General features: G+C 67.7%; 17 protein-coding genes and 3 pseudogenes. 9 read left to right on the top strand and 11 right to left on the bottom strand.

All coding sequences use genetic code 11. From position 1 onward, the window contains the following. Positions 1–155: 155 nt before the first annotated feature. From OG252_RS00760 to OG252_RS00750, 3 genes are all read right to left on the bottom strand, one after another. A complete protein-coding gene (locus tag OG252_RS00760) occupies positions 156–515 on the bottom strand; it encodes a hypothetical protein (RefSeq protein ID WP_266452782.1) in 360 nt (119 codons plus the stop codon). A 78-nt stretch (positions 516–593) separates the two neighbouring features. Beyond that, on the bottom strand, positions 594–1,463 hold the full coding sequence (locus OG252_RS00755) for a hypothetical protein (RefSeq protein ID WP_329332865.1): 870 nt from the start codon (positions 1,461–1,463) through the stop codon (positions 594–596). A 32-nt stretch (positions 1,464–1,495) separates the two neighbouring features. After that, on the bottom strand, positions 1,496–1,795 hold the full coding sequence (locus OG252_RS00750; protein ID WP_443068478.1) for a Tn3 family transposase: 300 nt from the start codon (positions 1,793–1,795) through the stop codon (positions 1,496–1,498). A 277-nt stretch (positions 1,796–2,072) separates the two neighbouring features. On the opposite strand from OG252_RS00750, the gene OG252_RS00745 reads away from it, so the two are divergent. After that, a complete protein-coding gene (locus OG252_RS00745) occupies positions 2,073–2,315 on the top strand; it encodes a DUF5302 domain-containing protein (protein WP_266452786.1) in 243 nt (80 codons plus the stop codon). A gap of 935 nt (positions 2,316–3,250) precedes the next feature. Here the strand turns inward: OG252_RS00745 and OG252_RS00740 are convergent. Further along, positions 3,251–3,730, bottom strand: coding sequence for a DUF4265 domain-containing protein (locus OG252_RS00740; protein ID WP_329332863.1), 480 nt, complete (start codon positions 3,728–3,730; stop codon positions 3,251–3,253). Positions 3,731–3,959: 229 nt separating this feature from the next. Next, positions 3,960–4,352: pseudogene (locus OG252_RS00735) on the bottom strand (transposase); the annotation flags it as partial. Positions 4,353–5,301: 949 nt separating this feature from the next. Between OG252_RS00735 and OG252_RS00730 the strand changes: the two are divergent. From OG252_RS00730 to OG252_RS00700, 7 genes and pseudogenes are all read left to right on the top strand, one after another. Then, positions 5,302–6,120 (top strand): oxidoreductase, encoded by an 819-nt coding sequence (locus OG252_RS00730; protein WP_266452790.1) that lies wholly within the window; start codon positions 5,302–5,304, stop codon positions 6,118–6,120. A 107-nt stretch (positions 6,121–6,227) separates the two neighbouring features. Continuing rightward, a pseudogene (locus OG252_RS00725) lies at positions 6,228–6,587 on the top strand (SbtR family transcriptional regulator); the annotation flags it as partial. A 234-nt stretch (positions 6,588–6,821) separates the two neighbouring features. Next, positions 6,822–8,354, top strand: a complete 1,533-nt coding sequence (locus tag OG252_RS00720) for an MFS transporter (RefSeq protein ID WP_329332859.1) — start codon at positions 6,822–6,824, stop codon at positions 8,352–8,354. Between the two features lie 817 nt (positions 8,355–9,171). Continuing rightward, the gene (locus tag OG252_RS00715; RefSeq protein ID WP_266452794.1) at positions 9,172–9,987 is read left to right on the top strand and encodes an oxidoreductase; all 816 of its coding nucleotides are present in this window, start codon (positions 9,172–9,174) and stop codon (positions 9,985–9,987) included. A gap of 214 nt (positions 9,988–10,201) precedes the next feature. Next, complete coding sequence (locus tag OG252_RS00710; protein WP_329332857.1) at positions 10,202–11,218, top strand: SMP-30/gluconolactonase/LRE family protein; 1,017 nt, start codon at positions 10,202–10,204, stop codon at positions 11,216–11,218. Between the two features lie 52 nt (positions 11,219–11,270). Beyond that, positions 11,271–11,867, top strand: coding sequence for a TetR/AcrR family transcriptional regulator (locus OG252_RS00705; protein WP_329345051.1), 597 nt, complete (start codon positions 11,271–11,273; stop codon positions 11,865–11,867). A gap of 215 nt (positions 11,868–12,082) precedes the next feature. Continuing rightward, a complete protein-coding gene (locus OG252_RS00700; RefSeq protein ID WP_266452798.1) occupies positions 12,083–12,673 on the top strand; it encodes a TetR/AcrR family transcriptional regulator in 591 nt (196 codons plus the stop codon). Here the strand turns inward: OG252_RS00700 and OG252_RS00695 are convergent. From OG252_RS00695 to OG252_RS00685, 3 genes are all read right to left on the bottom strand, one after another. Beyond that, positions 12,622–12,867, bottom strand: coding sequence for a phosphotransferase (locus OG252_RS00695; RefSeq protein WP_443068477.1), 246 nt, complete (start codon positions 12,865–12,867; stop codon positions 12,622–12,624). The two genes, OG252_RS00700 and OG252_RS00695, sit on opposite strands and share 52 nt — an antisense overlap. A 341-nt stretch (positions 12,868–13,208) precedes the next feature. After that, positions 13,209–14,168, bottom strand: coding sequence for an alpha/beta hydrolase (locus OG252_RS00690; RefSeq protein ID WP_329332853.1), 960 nt, complete (start codon positions 14,166–14,168; stop codon positions 13,209–13,211). A gap of 36 nt (positions 14,169–14,204) precedes the next feature. Further along, a protein-coding gene (locus OG252_RS00685) for an IS5 family transposase (RefSeq protein ID WP_443068476.1) occupies positions 14,205–14,995 on the bottom strand; the annotation gives its coding sequence in 2 pieces (ribosomal slippage) (positions 14,205–14,665 and positions 14,665–14,995; 792 coding nt in all). Between the two features lie 206 nt (positions 14,996–15,201). Here OG252_RS00685 and OG252_RS00680 point away from each other — a divergent pair. Beyond that, positions 15,202–16,393 (top strand): annotated as a pseudogene (locus OG252_RS00680) (RNA-guided endonuclease InsQ/TnpB family protein). A 30-nt stretch (positions 16,394–16,423) separates the two neighbouring features. Here the strand turns inward: OG252_RS00680 and OG252_RS00675 are convergent. The 3 genes from OG252_RS00675 to OG252_RS00665 form a co-directional block, all read right to left on the bottom strand. Next, entirely contained in the window at positions 16,424–17,401 is a 978-nt protein-coding gene (locus OG252_RS00675; protein WP_266452804.1) for an enoyl-CoA hydratase/isomerase family protein, read from the bottom strand. A gap of 198 nt (positions 17,402–17,599) precedes the next feature. Further along, a complete protein-coding gene (locus OG252_RS00670) occupies positions 17,600–18,157 on the bottom strand; it encodes a hypothetical protein (RefSeq protein WP_329332847.1) in 558 nt (185 codons plus the stop codon). 102 nt (positions 18,158–18,259) lie between these two features. Continuing rightward, positions 18,260–18,892, bottom strand: coding sequence for an isochorismatase family cysteine hydrolase (locus OG252_RS00665; RefSeq protein ID WP_329332845.1), 633 nt, complete (start codon positions 18,890–18,892; stop codon positions 18,260–18,262). Between the last annotated feature and the right edge of the window lie 91 nt (positions 18,893–18,983).

Here is an 18,983-nt window from a genome sequence, read left to right as displayed (position 1 = left end):
GGAGTTCATCGCGCTCGACGGGGTTCTCGCTCGCATCGGCGACGCGGCTGACGAGCGTCTGGCGTTCCAGGCATCCTTCCCGATCTACAACTGAGGGCCAAAAGACTGCTGGGTTGCGTCAGCTGAGAGGCCGCCGCGGCCCGGACGGTGCCGGGTCAGACGTAGAGTCGGCGAAGGATCTGCGTGAACTCGTCGGACTCGATCAGACCCGTGAGTACCTGGGCCATGTTGCTGATGCCCGGATCACGGACGATCAGACCGTCCGAGCACCGGAAGTAGCCACCTCCCAGGGCTTCCCCGCTTTCGGCCCATCTCGCCATGACGACCTCGACTTGTCCGAGGGTGATGATGGTCGCGCTCCAGCGAGATCCGTCGTTGAGGTCCACAACGACGTCGACGTTGTCCACCGCCTCGAGATCCTCCTCGGCGTTGGGAAGGAAGGCGGCTTCGAAGTGCTCCGTGCGAACCCGGTACCAGGGACCGTCCCAGCGGCCCGACTGCGGGCTGTGGCTCATCGGGCGAGTGTGCCGGGCCTAACCGTCCAGTTCAACCGGGTTCTTCTGGCGCGCTTCCAGTCGGGATGCGTTCACTGGTCAGGGTCGTACGGCGGGATGGTCCAGCGCAGTACCGCTTCGCCGGCGCGGGCTTGGAGTGTGGCGGGGTAGACCTGCCCGTACGCCCGCTCTCCGCGGTGGCGCATGGAGTGATCCTCGGGGGTCCCAGGCGAGACCGAGGACTTGGCAGGCGTCGAGTTCGATGTTGCCGGCCAGCAGTGGGTGGTTCCATCCGGCGCGGTTGAATCGGTGGAAGTCGGTGTGGGCGTCGACGGAGACCATCAGGCCGTTGCCGGGCCCTTCGCGGGTCCAGGTCCGGAGCCGTTCGGCGACCGCTTCGGCCTCGACCAACGGGAGGTCGAGCCATCCGCGCGGGCCGTGCCCGCTGGGGTGCTGCGGGATGCGGTCGCCGCCGAACTGGGCATGGACGGTGTCTTCGTACTTGCCCCAGTAGGTGACGTCCGCCAGGCCGTCGGTTGACTGGCCGTCCAGGCCGGTGAAGCCGTCCAGCGCCAGAGCGTCGCCGAGGACCATGCCGCACCGGTCGACCGGCAGGTCGCCGAGCTGCACGGCTTCGCCGTCGTCGGGGCCGGACCAGGGCAGACCGAGGTCGACCTCCAGGACGGCGATCGTCGGATCCCCGTCGAAGCGTGAGGCTGACGTCTTGGCCCGCACCTGCAGGGGCCGGTCTGCGGCTGCTGCTACGGCGATCGCCTCGCACATCCAAGCGGACGGCTCGGAGTCCTCAGGTCCGTGCAGGTGGCCGCCGCCAGCGGCTACTACGGTCCGGGACCGCTCGGACAGCAGGCGCCCGACCTGCGGCCAGTAGTCGATCCAGCCCGCCATCCCCAGCACGAGCATCCCGGAGGCCACGGTGACGGTGCCAAGGTCGACATCGGTCTCAGTCATCTGCTGATTGAACAGGCTCCGAACCGAAAGGATCAAGGTGCCGTCGCGTCCGCCTCTCGCGTTGAGTGGTCCTGCGGGGTGCGCTGCTGCGGGAGGAGCGGGCCGAGGTGTAGGTGACGGTTCATGTCCAGCTCGAACCTTCCGTACGGGTTCACGTGGGTCCAGAAGAGCGGGGAGAGGCCGCGCCGGTCTGCCTCGGTGAGCTTGTCCGCCCACTTCGGTTCGGCTAGGACCTCTTGGACCAGGAGCGTGTTGACGTGGACCAGGGCGGACTGGAGGAGGTGCAGGGCGAGCATCGAGATCTCCTGGTTTTCCTTGTCCTTGCCGGTCAGTTCGTCGTCCTTGCCGTAGAACAGGTCGTGATCCGCGCTGTTTCAGTTCTCGACGACCTGCAGTCAATCGTTCGCCAGGCCAGGCAACCGTGCCCCCTGCTGCGCGTGGCGGAGACGGCCAGGCTGCCCCCGCCCCCGCGGCCCCCGCCCGGCCCGCGGCCAAGGTCTGCGTGACAGCTACGAGCGACGGCCGCTGGCTGATGCCGGCCGCGGGCGTCTCATGCGGCGCCTGGCATGACAAGCTGTGCTTGGCACTGCCCGAACCCAGGAGGTCACCATGACCGCAGAGTCTCCATCCCAAGAAGGTTCGGAGTCAGCTGACGTCGAGAGTCCTGCTCTCTCGCCCGACGATGACGGCCCAGACGACCTGAAGCGCAAGTTCCGGGAGGCCCTGGCGCGCAAGCGGGGTATGCAGGCGGCCGCCGCCGACATCGCCGCGAACACCGGCGCGTCAAAGATCCGCGGCGCGCACGGCCCGGCTGCGAACCAGCGGTCGTTCCGACGCAAGAGCGGCGGCTGAGTCCAAAACGGCCGCTGGATCGGATTCGGCAGGACACGGCCAGGCAGTCATGCCGATGAGCTGGGGCTGGGTCCTGCCGGGTGACGAGGGACGGTCCGCCGTGCGCAGCGGCTAGACACACCAGGGTGTCCCTGCGCAGCCCTCGCCGACAGCGAGCTGTGGGCTTCATCAACGACGCATGCCCACGGACGCTGCCTGCTCTGTGACGGAGGAGAGACCCGGCCTCCGTTGAGTCGCAGTCCGTGCGCCTATGTCCAGCGCATGCCGATGTGGGTGAGCTGTTGTCCAGGAGCAGGGGTTGGTGTGCTGGTTCAGGCGCTCTGGTGTCGTCCCGGCTCCTTCCAGCGCATGCCGAGGGCCGTCAGTTCGGAGTGGCGTTCCGGGCTCAGCATCGCGGCCCTGCGGCGGTTGTTGTCCACGAACGCCCCAGTTTCACGGCCACCTTTACCCCCGGGCTACTGCCCTCTTTGCCCGCTATGATCGTTTCGACGTGTTTGCGGGGTGCGTTCAGGTGGCCTTCGCGGGCAGGGAACTGGTGTGTGGCGGCGAGGTTGGCAGCCCACCGGTCTCTCTGCGCCCGGCGGACAGGCTGTGCCGCCACATCCTCCGGGGCAAGCGGTTCCAGACCCAGAACGCTCTCGAGCAACCACTGCTGCGCCGCAGCAGCTGGCACCCACCACGGCGCGCTGTGCGCCCGCCCACGTTCCGAGGTCTTCGCCCTGCACGATCACCTCGCCTGGCTGCTGCGGCAGGACACCGCCGGCCTTGATGTGCGCGTGCGCGCGCCTGAAGACCCGTTGCCACCTGACTGTGACGTCGTTCATCGCCCTGGCATGTTGGCTTCGAGCGGCCCCAGTTGGTGCAGGTCGTGTAGCTTCCCGACGTCCTGAAGTGGCCCCGGGAATTGGCTTGCGCTGGGACCAGCCGCGGCGCGGTCAGCTCCGCGTGGTTGAGAACGGCATGGCGTCGGCCCATTCACAGAAGGCGCCGGCCTCGTCGACTTCCCGTTGCAGCAGGGCGGACAACGGGCTCATGTCGGCGCCGGGAGGCACGTCGATGGCGACGAAGTGCTCCCCGTGCCATTCGCTGAGCAGCCCGGATTCCTTGATCGAGTTCTTGATGAGGCTGATGCTGCGGCCAAGTCGTGCAGCGTCCGTGCTCGGCCTGAGCAGTGTGCGCAGGACGCGGTGTCCGCTCGCCTGAGCAACTTCGACCAAGCGAGCTTCCGGTGACAGACGGACCCGGTCTCCGAGAGCGAGGCCGTAGGTCATGAAGGGGATGCAGGCCACCGCGTATGTGCCATGTTCTTCGGGCTGGAGCCACAGCTGCTCGATCTGCCCGTCGAGGCCGAAGGGGGCCAGATCGGCCTGGGATATGTAGTTGCTCGCGGCCCGACCGACCGGGTCGTCGTGCACGATGTACTGCATCTTCGCCCCCTCTGCCTGCTCATCTCGGCGAAGATCGTCCCATGGCTTTCTCTGGCGAAGCTGCTCGGGTGCGCTACTGCTGCCTGCCCTTCTGCTCCGCCCTGGCTTTGGAGCGGGCCAAGCGGTAGACATCCCAAGCGCTTAGCTCGTCAAGCTGCTTCGGCGGGGAGCTCCTGAAGGGGTTGGTTCGGGAAGGCATGCGCCTCGTCGTAAGCCTCTCCACCCTGCGGCTCATCACGACGCAGCTCTTGCCGCTCGCCCTGGTCACCTGTGCGCTGCCGGCGTATGCCTTGAGTGATCCAGCAGACGCGAAGCGGGCCCTGTCGTCGCCGATCTCACCGAGAACCCGGGCTCCGGTTAATGATCCGAGGCCCGGAAAGCTGGTGATGACCATCGCGTCCGGGTGCTGCTCGAAGGCCTGGACGGCCGAGGCCGCGAGTTGCTCAGCGTTCGTGCAGGCGGCGTCGAGTTGGTGCAGCAGTGCGATGGTCTGCTGGCCGAGGGCGTCTTCGACCTGGGGAAGGTGCTGCATGTACTCGTGATGGAAGAACTCGTGCAGCTGATCTGCCTCGGGGGCAATATCGCGAAGCCGTCCGGCCTGCTTTTGCAGGGTGGGCGTGGCGGTGTACTCGTCGAGTTCGTCGGTGCGGCCGAGGGGATCGGTGACGGTGGCCTTGGTGACGCCGCCGGCCCGGCGGGACGACAGTGGTGCGGTCGCCGTTGTAGACGGTGGTGGTGGCCGAGACCACCTGGTTGTCCTTCTCCGACTGGTCCAGCACCGTGCGGCCGTGGCCGTCGTAGGTGAAGTAGTCCTGGTTGGGGACCTCGTCCTGGAGGTCGGCCGCCGAGACCAGGGTGGTGTCGGGGCCGGTGGCCGACTGGCGTAAAAGAACACAGAGTGCCCACAGGGGCAGCGCGGACTGCAAGGTCCCATGAACCAGCCACCGCAGTTGCCAATGACCATGGTGCACACCGACGAGGTGAAACCGGACGGGCTGTAGCGCGGGTCACCGGAGTGCGCCGCGCAAGAAGATCGCCGGATCGTGGAAGAACCTCGACCGTGCAGTTCGGCATGGCGGATCTGCAGAACCGGGTGGACACGGTGACCGACGGCCTACCGCCGTTGCCGTACGCCTGGGTGAACGAGGAGTAGTCCAGGCCGACCTGCACCTCGCCCCTGCCACGCCCGCTCGAGCGGCTGCTGGGCGCGGCAGGGGGCCAGCTGCGGGGTGGTCAGCGCGCAGGCCTAACCGCGCAAGGGTTCGAAGGAGTGAAATCCGGTCCCTGCCGGCTCCGATGCTCGCCGCACCCGCTTCCGATCCCGCACTCGCGCCGGATCGTGCGGCGGAGTCCAAGTGGGACGGCCACTGGGCACTCGTGGGCCGGCGGTCCCGCGGCCGGGTACTGATCCGCTCCCGCGCCGGCGGTGTGCGTCTCCGGACCTTTCTCAGGTGTTTCCCGGATGGCCCGGGCTTGACCACTTGCCATCGGCCGACGACCTCCGTATTGTCGTACGAACGTAAGGCATACGAACGTATTTCGAATCAAGGGAGCGCGTCATGACTACAACAAACCAACCGGTGGCACTCGTGACAGGTGCCTCCACCGGTATCGGAAAGGCGGCCGCCCTCGCGCTCGCCGCAGCGGGTTTCGAGACGGTGGGAACGAGCCGGAAGACGTCGGGAGCCGACCGTCGTGACGGCGTGACGTTCCTCGCCCTCGACGTGGGCAGCGACGATTCGGTCGCTGCCGCGGTGGAGCAGGTGGTCGAGCGGTTCGGGCGGATCGACGTCCTGGTCAACAACGCGGGCATCGGCTCCTCGGGTGCGTGGGAGGAAAACTCTCTCGCGCAGGCCGAGCGCCTCTTCAACACCAACGTCTTCGGTGTGATGCGCATGACCAAGGCCGTTCTCCCGCACATGCGCGCCCAGGGAAGCGGGCGCATCATCAACATCTCGTCCGTCCTCGGGTTCCTCCCCGCGCCCTACATGGCCAACTACTCGGCGTCCAAGCACGCGCTCGAGGGGTACACCGAGTCCCTGGACCACGAGATCCGCGAGCACGGGGTCCGTGCCCTCATCGTCCAGCCGGGCGGCACCAAATCCGCGTTCGAGGCCAACACCGTCAAGCCCGACATGCCCATGCAGATGTATGCGGAGCAGCGGCGTATCGCCGACCAGGTGGCGGTGGCGGTCAACGAGGAGGGCGACGAGCCTGCCATCGTCGCGAAGGTGATCGTCGCGGCCGCCACCGACTCCAAGCCGAAGGTGCGGTACACCGCCGGCCGGCAAGCCCGGCTCGTCAGCGCGGCGCACCGTATCCTTCCCGCCGGGGTCTTCGACGGACAGATCCGCAAGACCAACAAGCTCCCTGGCTGAGATCTGCAGACAGTGAACCGCTCCGATATCGGTGGAGGCTGCGGACTGCCCCGAGGTGGGTGGAGCCGAGTAGCCGTGGACGTCGCCAGGGACGGCATGGTCGGACACTGAGCGGCTTCGTGCACATGGCGGCGGACGAGCGGATCGGCGCCCTGTGTCCGATGCTCGCGAAGAACTTCGACCAGGACCACCCCGATCTGTTCGTCGCACGCGAGCGGCTGATGGAACTGGTCGGGCAGATGATGCAGCGAGCCCGAGAGGCCGGGCAGTGGCGCCCCGATGCGGAGTGCGGCGATCTGATGGTCGCCGTCAGCCAGCTCACCCGGCCGCTGCCAGGCACCGAGTGCGAGGGCATCGACCGCTTCGTGCACCGTCATCTGCAGATGTTCCTGGACGGTCTGCGGGCACCCGCCCGCTCTGTACTGCCCGGATCGGCCGTGGCCGTGGAGGACATGCGACGAGCGTGACTGATCCGGTCGGGCAGATCGATATCGATGGGTTCGGCGCTCGGCGCTCGGCGCCGGTCAGTGGTCGTAACCAGTAACCACCTCGTACAACGCTTTCGGCCGTCGACGATGACGAGTCGTCCCTGTCCCTTTCTCGATGGCCCGGCGTCTCGCTGCCTCGATCTTCATGTCCAGCTTCGTCTCTCTGAACTTCCTCATCGTTTTTCGCCACGAAGTCCCGAAGTGGGTATCCCCATGTCTGAAACAGCTCAGGCCACCGCCAAGGCGGCAGCCGACTCCCATTCCAACCGCTGGAAAGCGCTGACGTTCATCGCGCTCGCCCAGCTGATGGTCGTCCTCGACGCGACCATCGTGAACATCGCCCTGCCGTCCGCACAGCAGGACCTGGGCATCTCCGACGGCAACCGGCAGTGGGTCATCACGGCCTACGCCCTGGCCTTCGGCGGTCTGCTGCTCTTCGGCGGCCGCATCGCGGACCTGTGGGGCCGCAAGCGCACCTTCGTCGCCGGTCTGATCGGCTTCGCCGCCGCCTCCGCGCTCGGCGGTGCGGCCACCAACGAGGCGATGATGCTCGGCGCCCGTGCCCTGCAGGGTGCGTTCGGCGCGCTGCTCGCGCCCGCCGCGCTCTCGCTGCTCGCCGTGATGTTCACGGAGCCCAAGGAGCGCGCCAAGGCGTTCGGTATCTACGGTGCGATCGCCGGTGGCGGCGGCGCCGTGGGCTTCATCCTCGGCGGCCTGCTCACCGAGTACCTCGACTGGCGCTGGACGTTCTTCGTGAACATCCCGTTCGCGGTCGTCGCGGCCGCGGGCGCGTACTTCGTCATCCGTGAGCCGTCCGGCAGCCGCAACCGCTCGCCGCTCGACATCCCGGGCGTCGTCCTGTCCATTCTCGGTCTGGTCACGCTGGTCTACGCCTTCACCCGCGCCGAGTCCGACGGCTGGGGCGACTCCACGACGGTTGGCCTGTTCGTCGCGTCGGTCGTGCTGCTCGCCGCGTTCGTCCTCGTCGAGTCCAAGGTCAAGGCCCCGCTGCTGCCGCTGCGCGTCATCACCGAGCGCAACCGCGGAGGCGTCTACCTCTCGCTCGGCCTCGCGATCATCGCGTTGTTCGGTCTGTTCCTCTTCCTGACCTACTACCTGCAGCTGGTGCTGGGCTACTCGCCGGTCAAGACCGGCCTCGCCTTCCTGCCGTTGATCGGCGGCCTGATGGTGGGCTCCACGCAGATCGGCACCCGCCTGATAACCCGGGTTCCCCCGCGCCTGCTGATGGCTCCGGGCTTCCTGGTCGCCGGAACGGGCATGTTCATCCTCACCCAGCTGGAGATCGGCACCTCGTACGCCGGTGTCATCCTGCCGGGGCTGGTACTGCTCGGCCTCGGCATGGGTACGGCGTTCATGCCCGCGCTCTCCCTGTCCACGCACGGTGTCGAGCCGCGTGACTCCGGTGTCGCCTCCGCGATGGTCAACACCTCGCAGCAGGTGGGCGGCGCGATCGGTACAGCCCTGCTGAACACGATCGCCGCCTCGGCGACGACCGCGTACATCAAGGACCACATCGGCGGCGCCGGTTCCCAGGCCCAGCAGCAGCTGGTCCAGCTGGAGGGCCAGGTGCACGGGTACACCAACGCGATCTGGTTCGCCGTCGGCATCCTGGTCCTCGCCGCGGTGATCGCCGCGACCTTCATCAACACCGGCAAGCCGGAAGTCGGCCCGGCCTCCGGCGAGGGTGCCGAGGACGAGGTGAAGATCCCGGTGATCGCCCACTGACGGCCCGTACACCGGGTACGCCCGGTACTTCGGGTCCTGCGGTCACTGCGATCACTTCGGGTATTTCCCGTACTTCGTGTACGGCGCGGGGTGGGGACGCTTCGTCGTACACGATGCAGGGTCAGCCCCGGCTCCGAGAGCGACGGAGCCGGGGCTGACCCGTGTTCGGGCCCCCAGGGCGGGCAAGCAGAGGCGCCGCGTCCAGTCGCCGCAAGATCTCCGCGGCTTCGACAAGGCGGCGCTGGCAGCCGCCCAGGCTCGGGTCAACCAGGCGACGCTCCCGCCCGATGCCGGCCTGCGAGCGGCCTACACGCAATTCCTGAGCTCCCTGACCTGGCCAGGGCCCCAGGCGTTCCTGCCCCAGTTCGAGAAGCTCGCTGCCGAAAAGGGTCCCGAAGAGCTGGAACTCCGCTCGGGCCACTACCTCGGCATCGCACGTCATGACAGCCGGTGCACACCGGACTGCGAAGACCCGTTCGCGACCAGCGGATGACGCCTCTGGGATCACCTCCAGGGCCACGGTCGGAACGGCCTCCACCTCTTCGACACCGTCGACCGGCGGTTCAGCCGGGCAGCCGGGCAGCCGGGCCGAGGCTCGTCGATCGGACCGTCCGACCGCTCAGCAAGACCGTAGCGGCGGTCTCCGCCACCTGCCCGTTATCCGCTCGTGATCTTTCCCGTAACGCACCCACGTTTCCAGACCCTTCTCAGAACTTCTCGGATCGCCGGGCGCTACCACTTGTCATCGACCGACGACCACTCTATGGTCATACGAACGTAAGACATACGAACGTAAGTCAAACGAAGGGATTCCGTGATGACGACAACTCGACCGGTGGCGCTCGTGACCGGTGCCACATCGGGAATCGGCAAGGAGGCAGCCCGCGCCTTCGCCGCGGCGGGTTACGAGGTGATCGGAACCGGCCGCAAGACCTCCGGCCTTGGTCCGCCCGCCGGTGTGACGTACCTCGATCTCGACGTGGGCAGTGACGACTCGGCCACCGCCGCCGTCGCAGAGGTGATCGACCGGTTCGGACGCATCGACGTCCTGGTCAACAACGCCGGCATCGGCGCGGCGGGCGCCGTCGAGGAGAACTCCGTCGCCCAGGCCCAGGCCATCTTCAACATCAACGTCTTCGGCGTCATGCGCATGACAAAGGCCGTGCTGCCGCACATGCGCGCCCAGGGTGGCGGACGTGTCATCAACATCTCGTCCGTCCTCGGCGTCGCCCCCCAGCCCTTCATGGCCCTCTACGTCGCGGCGAAGCACGCCATCGAGGGCTACTCCGAGTCGCTGGACCACGAGGTCCGTGAGCACGGCGTCCGGGTCCTCATCGTCCAGCCCGCCTACACCAAGACCCCTTTCGAAACCAACGCCGCACAGCCCGACACCCCGCTGCCTCTGTACGCGGAGGGGCGACGCAACTTCGACGAGATGGTCGCGGAGGCGATGGAGAAGGGCGACGAGCCCGCCGTCGTCGCCAAGGCGATCGTCACCGCGGCCACCGACAAGAAGCCGAAGCTGCGCTACACCGCCGGCCCGCTGGCCTCACGCGTCACCAAGGCGCGCCGCCTCGTCCCCGCCGGAACGTTCGACAAGCAGATCCGCAAGATCAACCGCCTGCCCGGCTGACACGCCGGTCCGGCTTCGAGGGCGCCGATTCCGCCCGAACCATCTCCGATGCACCCGACATCCCTGATGTCTCTGATGTCCCCAAAGCCACTGATCAATCGATCAGTTACTCGTTGATTTACCGAGGAGAGTCATGCAGCAGCAAGGTCAGCAGACGGTCCTGCGCAGCGCATCGAGCACCCGGCGTGTCGGGAAGGCGAAGAGGAGGGGTGTCATGGCGCTGGCGGTCGCCGCGGCGGCGGGCGTCCTGGTGTCGGCGCCGTCCGCGTCCGCAGGAACGGGACGGACGGGACCCTGGTCCGGCGGATCCATTGTCACCGACGTGACGACCGCGGCGACGTTCGACTACGCCGCCGGCGAGGTCCCCGAGAACATCACCGCCAACCCCGACGGCTCGGTGACCCTGTCCATGCTCGGCAGCTGCGCGGTGTGCGAGCGCACCCACGGACCGCAGCTGATGCGCATCTCCCCGTCCGGAGAGCGCACCGTGCTGGTCACCGGGCAGGTGGGTGAGGCGATCAGCGGCAACACCCGTGGCAGTGACGGCACCGTCTACTACAGCGTGTGGGCCCCGGGCAACGCGGCCAGGAACGGCGTGTACAAGCTGCTTCCGGACGGCACCCCCCAGCGCATCGCCGCACTGGCCCCCGACTCGGGCCCCAACGGGCTGGCCATCGACGCGGCCGGACGCACCCTCTACATCGCGGACAGCCTCAAAGGCACCATCTGGTCCGTTCCGGTCTCGGTCGGATCGGTGACCCCGTGGCTGACCGATGCCGCGCTCGCGCCGGTGCCCACCGAAGCCCTGCCGATCGGCGCCAACGGGCTCAGGTTCCACAACGGCGCCCTATGGGCCACCAACTTCAACAAGGGAACCCTGCTGCAGATCCCGGTCACCGCCACCGGCACGGCCGGCCCCGTCCGCCAGGTCACCGGCGGCCTGCCCAACATCGACGACATCAGCTTCCTGACCCCCCGCTCCGACGTGGTGTTCGCGGCGCAGAACGGCTCCTCCTCGCAGAACGGTCCGGACAGGGTCGTGGTCATCTACCCCAACGGCACCTACAAGCCCGTCCTGACCAGCACGGACGGCCTCGCCTCGCCCTCCGCGACCGCGGTCCTCGGCGACCGGCTGTACATCACCGACGGCGGGGTCCCCGAGCCCCACGACCCGAAACTGCAGACCGCCAGGATCAACTTCCCGGCTCTCCTCGCAGGCGCGGCACACTGACCCGACCAGGACGGCAGCCGGGGCGCAAGCCCCGGCTGCCATGGAGGAACACATCGTGCGGTACACGAGAGAACACAAACAGGAGACTCGGCAGCGGATCATCACGACGGCCGGCCGCCGGCTCAAGCGCAACGGCATCGACGGCTCCGGAGTCGCCACCCTCATGAAGGACGCGGGCCTGACCAACGGCACCTTCTACGCCTACTTCGCCTCCAAGGACGAACTCGTCGCCACCGCGGTCGCCGACCAGATGCGCGCACAGCACGCGAACATCGTCGCGCAGGCGGCACCCGGCCGTGCCGGACTCGAACAGATCGTGCGCTGGTACTTCTCACCCGAGCAGCGCGACGACATCGACGACGGCTGCCCCAACGCCGCCCTGCTCGACGAGATCGGACGCGCCACGGATCCCACCAGGCAGGCGTACACCGACGGCGCGCTGGTCCTCATCGACGGCTTCGCCGCCCGTCTGGCACCCCACGACCCGCCCTCGGCACGTGTGAAAGCACTCAGCCTCCTCGGCATGATGGCCGGGACGCTGCAGCTCTCCCGTGCCCTGACCGACCGCCAGCTCGCCGACCAACTCCTCGAACAGGGCATCCGCAACGCCCTCGCCCTGATAGACGCCGACGCCGAACAGCACAACTGATACGAAGATCCGCCGTCGAGTGGGCGATGGCCGCTTCCGCCGCCGACCGGAGTGGGAGCGCAGATGCTGGGCCCGTGCCTGCCTTCACTGATGAAAGCCCCACGCTCGCTCGCCCGTCGCCGCTGCCGACTCTTTGGATTACGTTTGCAATACCATAGACTGGCTGGGTCGGTGAAGGGCAACCGGTCCTTCCGGCCGGCGAAGGAGCGTGTGCTGTGGTGCGGTACGGAAAAGAGCACAAGTCGGAGACGAGGCGGCGGATCATCGAGGTGGCGGGCCGCCGGTTCAAGCAAGACGGTATCGACGGCTCCGGGGTCTCGACGCTCATGAAGGACGCGGGGCTGACCAACGGGGCCTTCTACGCTCACTTCGAATCCAAAGACGACCTCGTCACCACGGCAATCGCCGACCAGTTGAAGGCGCAGGCCGAGGAGGTCGTCGCGCGGGCCGCACCCGGCCGTGCCGGACTCGAGCAGATTGTGCGCGGATACCTTTCGCCCCAGCACCGGGAAAGGCTTGGCGACGGCTGCCCCAACGCCGCTCTGCTCGACGAAATCGGGCGCTGCACCGACACAACCAGGCAGGCGTACACCGACGGCGTGCTGATCCTCATCGACGGCATTGCCGCCCGCCTGGCGCCCGAGGCCCCGTCCTCCGCACGCGTGAAGGCGCTCAGCCTCCTCGGACTGATGGCCGGGACACTGCAGCTCTCCCGCGCCTTGACCGACACTCAGCTCGCCAACGAGCTGCTCGATCAGGGGATAGACAACGCCCTCGCCCTGCTGGACACCGGGCAGCGCGCCTGACGCACCACAGCGGTTGCCTGCAAGGCCGACATCACGCGGTAATCCCGCGCCATGTCGTGTGCAGTCTGCAGGACGTGGCCGAGCGGCGGGCTGCGGACAATCCAGGTGCTGGTGCCCTGCGTGACCTCGTAGGTCAGGTTCGACTTGCCCTCGGCGACCCGCCGCGCGGACAGGTCCCTCCCAGCGTCCGGCACTGCGGTCTTGGAGCCATGCACCGAAACGGGCGAGGTCGAGATCGGCCGGGATGGTTACGGCAGCGCCGGACATCAGGGCACCTGCACGCTGACGGTCTCGTGGACGCAGGCCGCCTTGTCGCCACCCTCTCCCTCGATCGTGACCCCGGCGACCAAACGGTGGGCCACCCCCCCCAACCAGGAGTGACCGAGACAGCTCGCCCCGGCCCGCATCCCCTGGCGGCCGGTCCCTCCGCGGGCATCACACCGTCGCCGTCGTCCCCTTGTGGTCAGGTCACTCTTCGCCTCCGCGAGGATCGACCCACTCCTGGCACCGTGCGCGGGGCAGCACCGGACATCGGCTACCCCTCCGTGACGGTGAGGTCAGCTCGGCCGCTCTCGACCTGCGCGGGTTTCAGGTGGCTGACCAGGAACTCGGTCTGATCGGCGACCAGTTGCTCGAATGCCTTTCCGAAGTAGAAGTCGAAATGCCCGGCGTCGTAGTGACGAACGTCGCCGCGCGGTGCCTGACGGACGTAGCGTTCGGTCCGTTCGGGTGGGGCGACCGAATCGGTCGAGCTGATGCAGACGAGGATCGGCGCGGCGATGCACTTGGCCGCCCGGCCGGGCCGGTACCGGATGATGTTGATCAAGCTGCGGGCCGCTGCGCGGTTGACCCACTCGTAGTCGTCGGGCACCAACGCCAGCATTCCCGGCAGCGCGTCGGGTGCGGTCATCAGACCCAGTTGACCGGGCGCTGCCGCAACCGGGACGGTGACCGGCTGCTTCCTGCGCGCCGCTGCGAGGAAGTCGCGGGTCAGGACGCCCGCCAGAACCAGGGTCTCCCGTATTCCGAGCGCGCCGGCCGAAGCCGGCCCGTCGGTGAAGGGGCACTGGGCGACCGCGGCACACAGTTCCGGATGCCGGGCGGCGACGGCGATGGCGTGGCCCCCGCCCAGCGAACTGCCCCACACCGCGACCCGTTCCCAGTCGACTTCGGGGAGATCGGCCGCGTACTCGAGGGCGGCGTCCCAGTCGGCCAGTTGCCCGGTCATGGACAACACCTGGCGCGCTCCGCCGCCGCTGTCCCCGAGATTGCGGTACGTGAATACCAGCACCGCCAACCCGGCGGCGGCGAATCGTTCGGCGTAGGGCGCCAGCCCCATCTCTCGGGTGGCCCCGAGGCCGTGCCCCATCACGACCACCGGCACGGGCGCGGCGGAGGCGGTGTCCGGAATGTACAGCCAGGCCGAGCAGTACGAGTCACCCGAGGTGAACTGCACGGTGCGCCGGCTGAACTTCGTGGCCGCCTTGTGTGTCATCGGAGTACTTTCGTGGATACCCCCGGCTTAGAGGTCCTAACAAAGGCGTTGGACGTGTCTGTGGGTGATGAGGCAGGTGGCGAGGCCGAGGAAGGCTTCGTGGATGTCGTCGCGTCGTTCCCAGCGGATCCGCAGGCGGCGGAAGCCGTGCAGCCAGGCGATCGTGCGCTCGACCACGTAACGGAAGGTGCCCAGGCCGCTGCCGTGTTCTTCTCCCCGTTCGGCGATGACCGGGCGGATCCCGCGTGCCCGGAGCAGGCGGCGGTACTTGTCGTGGTCGTAGCCGCGGTCGGCCAGGAGCGCGTCGGGGCGGCGTCGGGGCCGGCCGACCGCGCCCGCCACGGGTGGAACCTTGTCCAGCAGGGGCAGCAGCTGCGTGACGTCGTTGCGGTTCCCGCCGGTCAGCGACACCGCGAGCGGGATGCCCTGGCCGTCGGTGAGGACGTGGTGCTTGCTGCCCGGCCGTGCGCGGTCGACCGGGCTGGGACCGCTTTTGGGCCGCGCCGAGCCGCCCGCACGTGCGAGGAGTCGATCACCGCCCGCGACCAGTCCAGCTTGTTCGCGGCCCGCAGTTTCTTCAGCAGCACCAGGTGCAGTTCGTCCCACACGCTGGCCTCGTTCCATGCGGCCAGCCGCCGCCAGCAAGTCATCCCCGAACCGAAGCCCAACTCCTGGGGCAGGTACTCCCACTGGATGCCGGTGTGCAGCACGAACAGGATCCCGCACAGCGCCTGCCGGTCCGGAATCCGTGGCCGGCCCTCCACCAGCTTCGGGCCCGGCCGGGGCAGCAACGGCTCGATGAGCGACCACAGTTCGTCCGAGACGATCCACGGACGCGACTCCCTCTTTCCCACGACAACACCAACGAGCAACCAGACCGACAGTCACATAATCAACAGCTTCTGTTAGGACCTCTTAGCCGGGGGAGGAAACGAAAACCCTGCGGAGCAGGGCAGAGCTGGGATTCGCTGCCAGGCGGATCGCAGTGCCCTGACCCGCAGGTTTTGATGTTGCCCTGCCGTCTGGCTAGTTTGTGAGCGTGACCGTGAGCCAGGTGAAGCGGGCGTTCAAGTACCGCTTCTATCCCAGTGATGCGCAGGCAGTGGAGCTGTTGCGCACGTTCGGGTGTGTGCGGAAGGTCTACAACCTGGCGCTCGACGCCCGCACGCAGGCGTGGGTGCGGCAGGAGCGGGTCAACTACCACCAGACCTCGGCGATGCTGACGGCGTGGAAGAAGACCGAGGAGCTGGCCTTCCTCAACGATGTGTCGTCGGTTCCGCTGCAGCAGACGCTGCGGCACCTGCAGACCGCGTTCACCCACTTCTTCGGCAAGCGGGCGAGTACCCGCGTTTCAAGTCGCGGAAGAAGTCGCGCAAGTCGGCGGAGTACACCACCAGCGGGTTCCGTTTCCGGGACGGCCGGCTGACCCTGGCGAAGATGGCGGAGCCGCTGGACATCGTGTGGTCCCGGCCGCTGCCCGACGGGGCGAAGCCGTCCACGGTGACCGTGTCGCAGGACGCGGCCGGACGCTGGTTCGTCTCGATGCTCTGCGAGGACCCGGCCGTGCAGCCGCTTCCCGCCACCAACGGCGCGGTCGGGATCGATGTCGGCCTCAGCCACCTGCTGACCCTCTCCACCGGGGAGAAGATCACCAACCCCCGGCACGAGCGCCGCGACCGCACGCGCCTCGCCAGGGCCCAGCGCAAGCTGTCCCGCAAGGCCAAGGGTGACGGGGCCAACCGCCGTAAAGCCCGGCGCAAGGTCGCCAGGATCCACGCGAGGATCGCCGACCGGCGCCGGGACCTGCTCCACAAGCTGACCACTCGGCTCGTGCGTGACAATCAAACGCTCGTGATCGAGGATCTGACTGTGCGCACCATGGTCAAGAACCATTCGCTTGCCCGGGCCATCTCGGATGCGGGCTGGGGCGAGCTCCGCTCGATGCTGGAGTACAAGGCCGCCTGGTACGGGCGTCAAGTGATCGCCGTGGACCGCTTCTTCCCCTCCTCACGGCTGTGCTCCGTGTGCGGCAGAAGATGCCGCTCAGCGTCCGTACGTGGACGTGCGACTGCGGTACGACCCACGACCGGGACGTGAACGCGGCGAAGAATCTTCTGGCCGCCGGGCTGGCGGTGTCTGTCTGTGGAGTTGGTGTAAGACCTCAACGGAGTTCTCCGGGCGGGCCGTCGGCGGTGAAGCAGAAAACCCCACGGCGCGAGCCGTAGGAATCCCCCTCGTTCATGAGGGGGAGGAAGTCAAGCGGTCACTTCCACTTTGCCTGTCGCGGCGTCTCCGCGCTGGAGGGCGGCGGCATAGCCGCCGGGCTGGTACAGCGGCAGCTCACCGTTCTCCGCGGTGTCGCGCACGTAGCCCTTCATGAGCTCCTGCGCTTTCGGCTGCGGCAGGGAGGCGAGGAACTCGGAGCGTTCGAGGTGCAGCCCGTCGGCCATCGACAACGAGCCACCCACGTTCACCGCCCGCTTGACGGCCGCGATCGCCTCGGTCGGCCGCGCCGCGAGATGAGCGGCCCGTTCGACGGCCCGGGACATGAGCTGACCGGCCGGCACGATCTCGTCGATGGCCCCGACGGCGAGTGCTTCCTCCGCGGGCAACGGCCGGCCTTCCAGGATCGCCACCAGCCCACGGTGGGCACCGATGAGCCGGGGCATGCGCTGGGTGCCACCGGAGCCGGGAATGATGCCCATCAGGATCTCCGGATGACCGATGAAATGATCGCCCTCGGCCATCAGCCGCAGGTCGCAGGCCCACGAGATCTCGGCGCCGATACCCAGCGCAGACCCGTTGAGGGCCGCCACAAAGATCGTGGAACTGGTCGCCATGCGGAGATACGCCGAATGCAGGTCATCGAGCTGGATCCCGCCCATCAGCGGTGTCCTGCCCGCCACCCACCGGGTGAGCCGGTACCGGGCCGCCCAATGGGCGATCTTCGCCACCGCGCTCGTGACCCGTGTACTCACGGGAGGAATCGCCGATCCGTCCTCCTGCAGCCAGCTGATTTCCGCGTGGCTGATGAAGCGGCTGGGATGCGACCCGGTGAACACCACAGCGCGAATGGCCGGATCCCGGTCGGCACGCCGGACGAGCTCGATGAACTCAGGAGCGTCGTCGCGCCCGAAGAGTCCCAGCTCATCAGGGGCGAGCCGGGCGATGATCACCCCGCCCTCGTGCTCCTCGATCTTGATGCGTGGCTGTGCAGCGGCTTGCTGAGACATGAGTGTCGACTCCTTCTGAGCCCCGTCACCGGGGAAAGGCGCACCGCGCACGGTGCTCGTACCAAACGTGTGAACCTGAGTGAAGGAATGCACTCAGCCTCGAAGGATGAAAATTGTGTCGGCGACCATGTGAGGCTGGCCGCGTCATGGGCGCTGAGCGCCGTGCCGGCGGAGCAGTGGTCGCCGGTACAGCGCGGATCAGCGCGCGGCCGGCTTGGCCAGTGCCTTGCGTGCCATGCTGGCCGCGAAGAGCGGAGTCTCGTGCTGGTTGTGGGCGACGATCGCGGGGTGATATTGCGCGGCGGCGTCGTCAAAGCTCACGCCGGCCTCAGCGAGAGCGTCCAGGAACCCCTGGGTGGCCTGGGTGGTCACGGAGTTGGTCAAACGGCAGGTTCCGTCATCGTTTGGCTCCACCCGCATGTCCCAGGTGGCCTGGACTTTGATCCAGCCTTGTTCTGTCTGCGCATCGGACAGCGACACCAGGTGGCAGTGGTGCGGCTCGTGCACCTCGGCCACGTAGTGCTGGATGACGAGGGTGCCGCCGATGCTCACCACGTTGGTGGACATCGGCCGCCCGTCATCCGTGGTCGTCCGGCCCGCAGCGATGTGTTCACCCGGCGCGCAGCGCTGGTACTCCGCGTCGGGCAGGTTCAGCACCCAGTGCGCGATGTCGACCGCCTCGATCGGCGCATCGACGGTAGCCGTCTCCGCTGTCTCACTGATCACCGCGCTGTCCAACACCTGGTCGTTCGACAAGATCGGATCCTTTCTTTGCGTAACGCACCGCATGAGTAGCGAGTCACCTATGCACCTGCAATCGGGAGATGTGGCCCCCGTTGGGCGATTGGGTGGTGAGCGTCAGACGTGTGCGCCCTTGAAGGCGGTGACGATCTCGTCGGCGCTCAGGATGGCGTGGGCGTAGGTCGGGCCGTTCAGCTCGTGGGCCGCGTGCAGCATTTCCCGGGTGAACGCGGCGGTCGCTCCGCGCACCAAAGTCACGTGGTACCCCAGCTCCATGGCGTAGCGGCTGGTCGACTCGATGCAGGTGTTGGCCAGCATGCCGATGGTCACCACATGGGTGATGCCGTGCTTCTTGAGCTGGAAGTCGAGATCGGTATTGGCGAACCCGCTCTGCGCCCAGTGCTCGTGGACCACGACATCGTTCGCCTGGGGAACGAAGTCCGGGTGCCAGTCGCCGCCCCAGGCTCCGTCTTCGAACACCCGGTTCTGCTTGCTGGCGGCCTGGTCCTGGTTGAGGTAGTTCCAGTTCGCGTAGTTGCCCTCGCGCCAGCGGCGGTGCGGGACGACGAAGACCTGGATGCCGGCCGCCCGCGCGGCGGCCGTCACTGCGCGCAGGTTGTCGAGCAGGCCGACCTCGGTGGCGACCTCTTCGACCAGCGGCCACACCTTGCCCCCTTCGGAGAGGAAGTCGTTGTAGGGGTCCATCAGGAGCAGCCCCGTGCGTGCCGGCTCGTACTGCGTATCGGTCATGAGTCGTCCCTCCAGCGGTGCCAAGGAGTCCACGCCCTGTGCCGTGGACGCTCACTCGGCTCGTCATCACCGTAACTCAAGAAATCATAGT

The sequence above is a fragment of the Streptomyces sp. NBC_01352 genome (assembly GCF_036237295.1).
Taxonomy (GTDB): domain Bacteria; phylum Actinomycetota; class Actinomycetes; order Streptomycetales; family Streptomycetaceae; genus Streptomyces; species Streptomyces plumbiresistens.
Note: the sequence above shows the minus strand (reverse complement) of the source record. Positions and strands in the feature narration are given on the sequence as shown.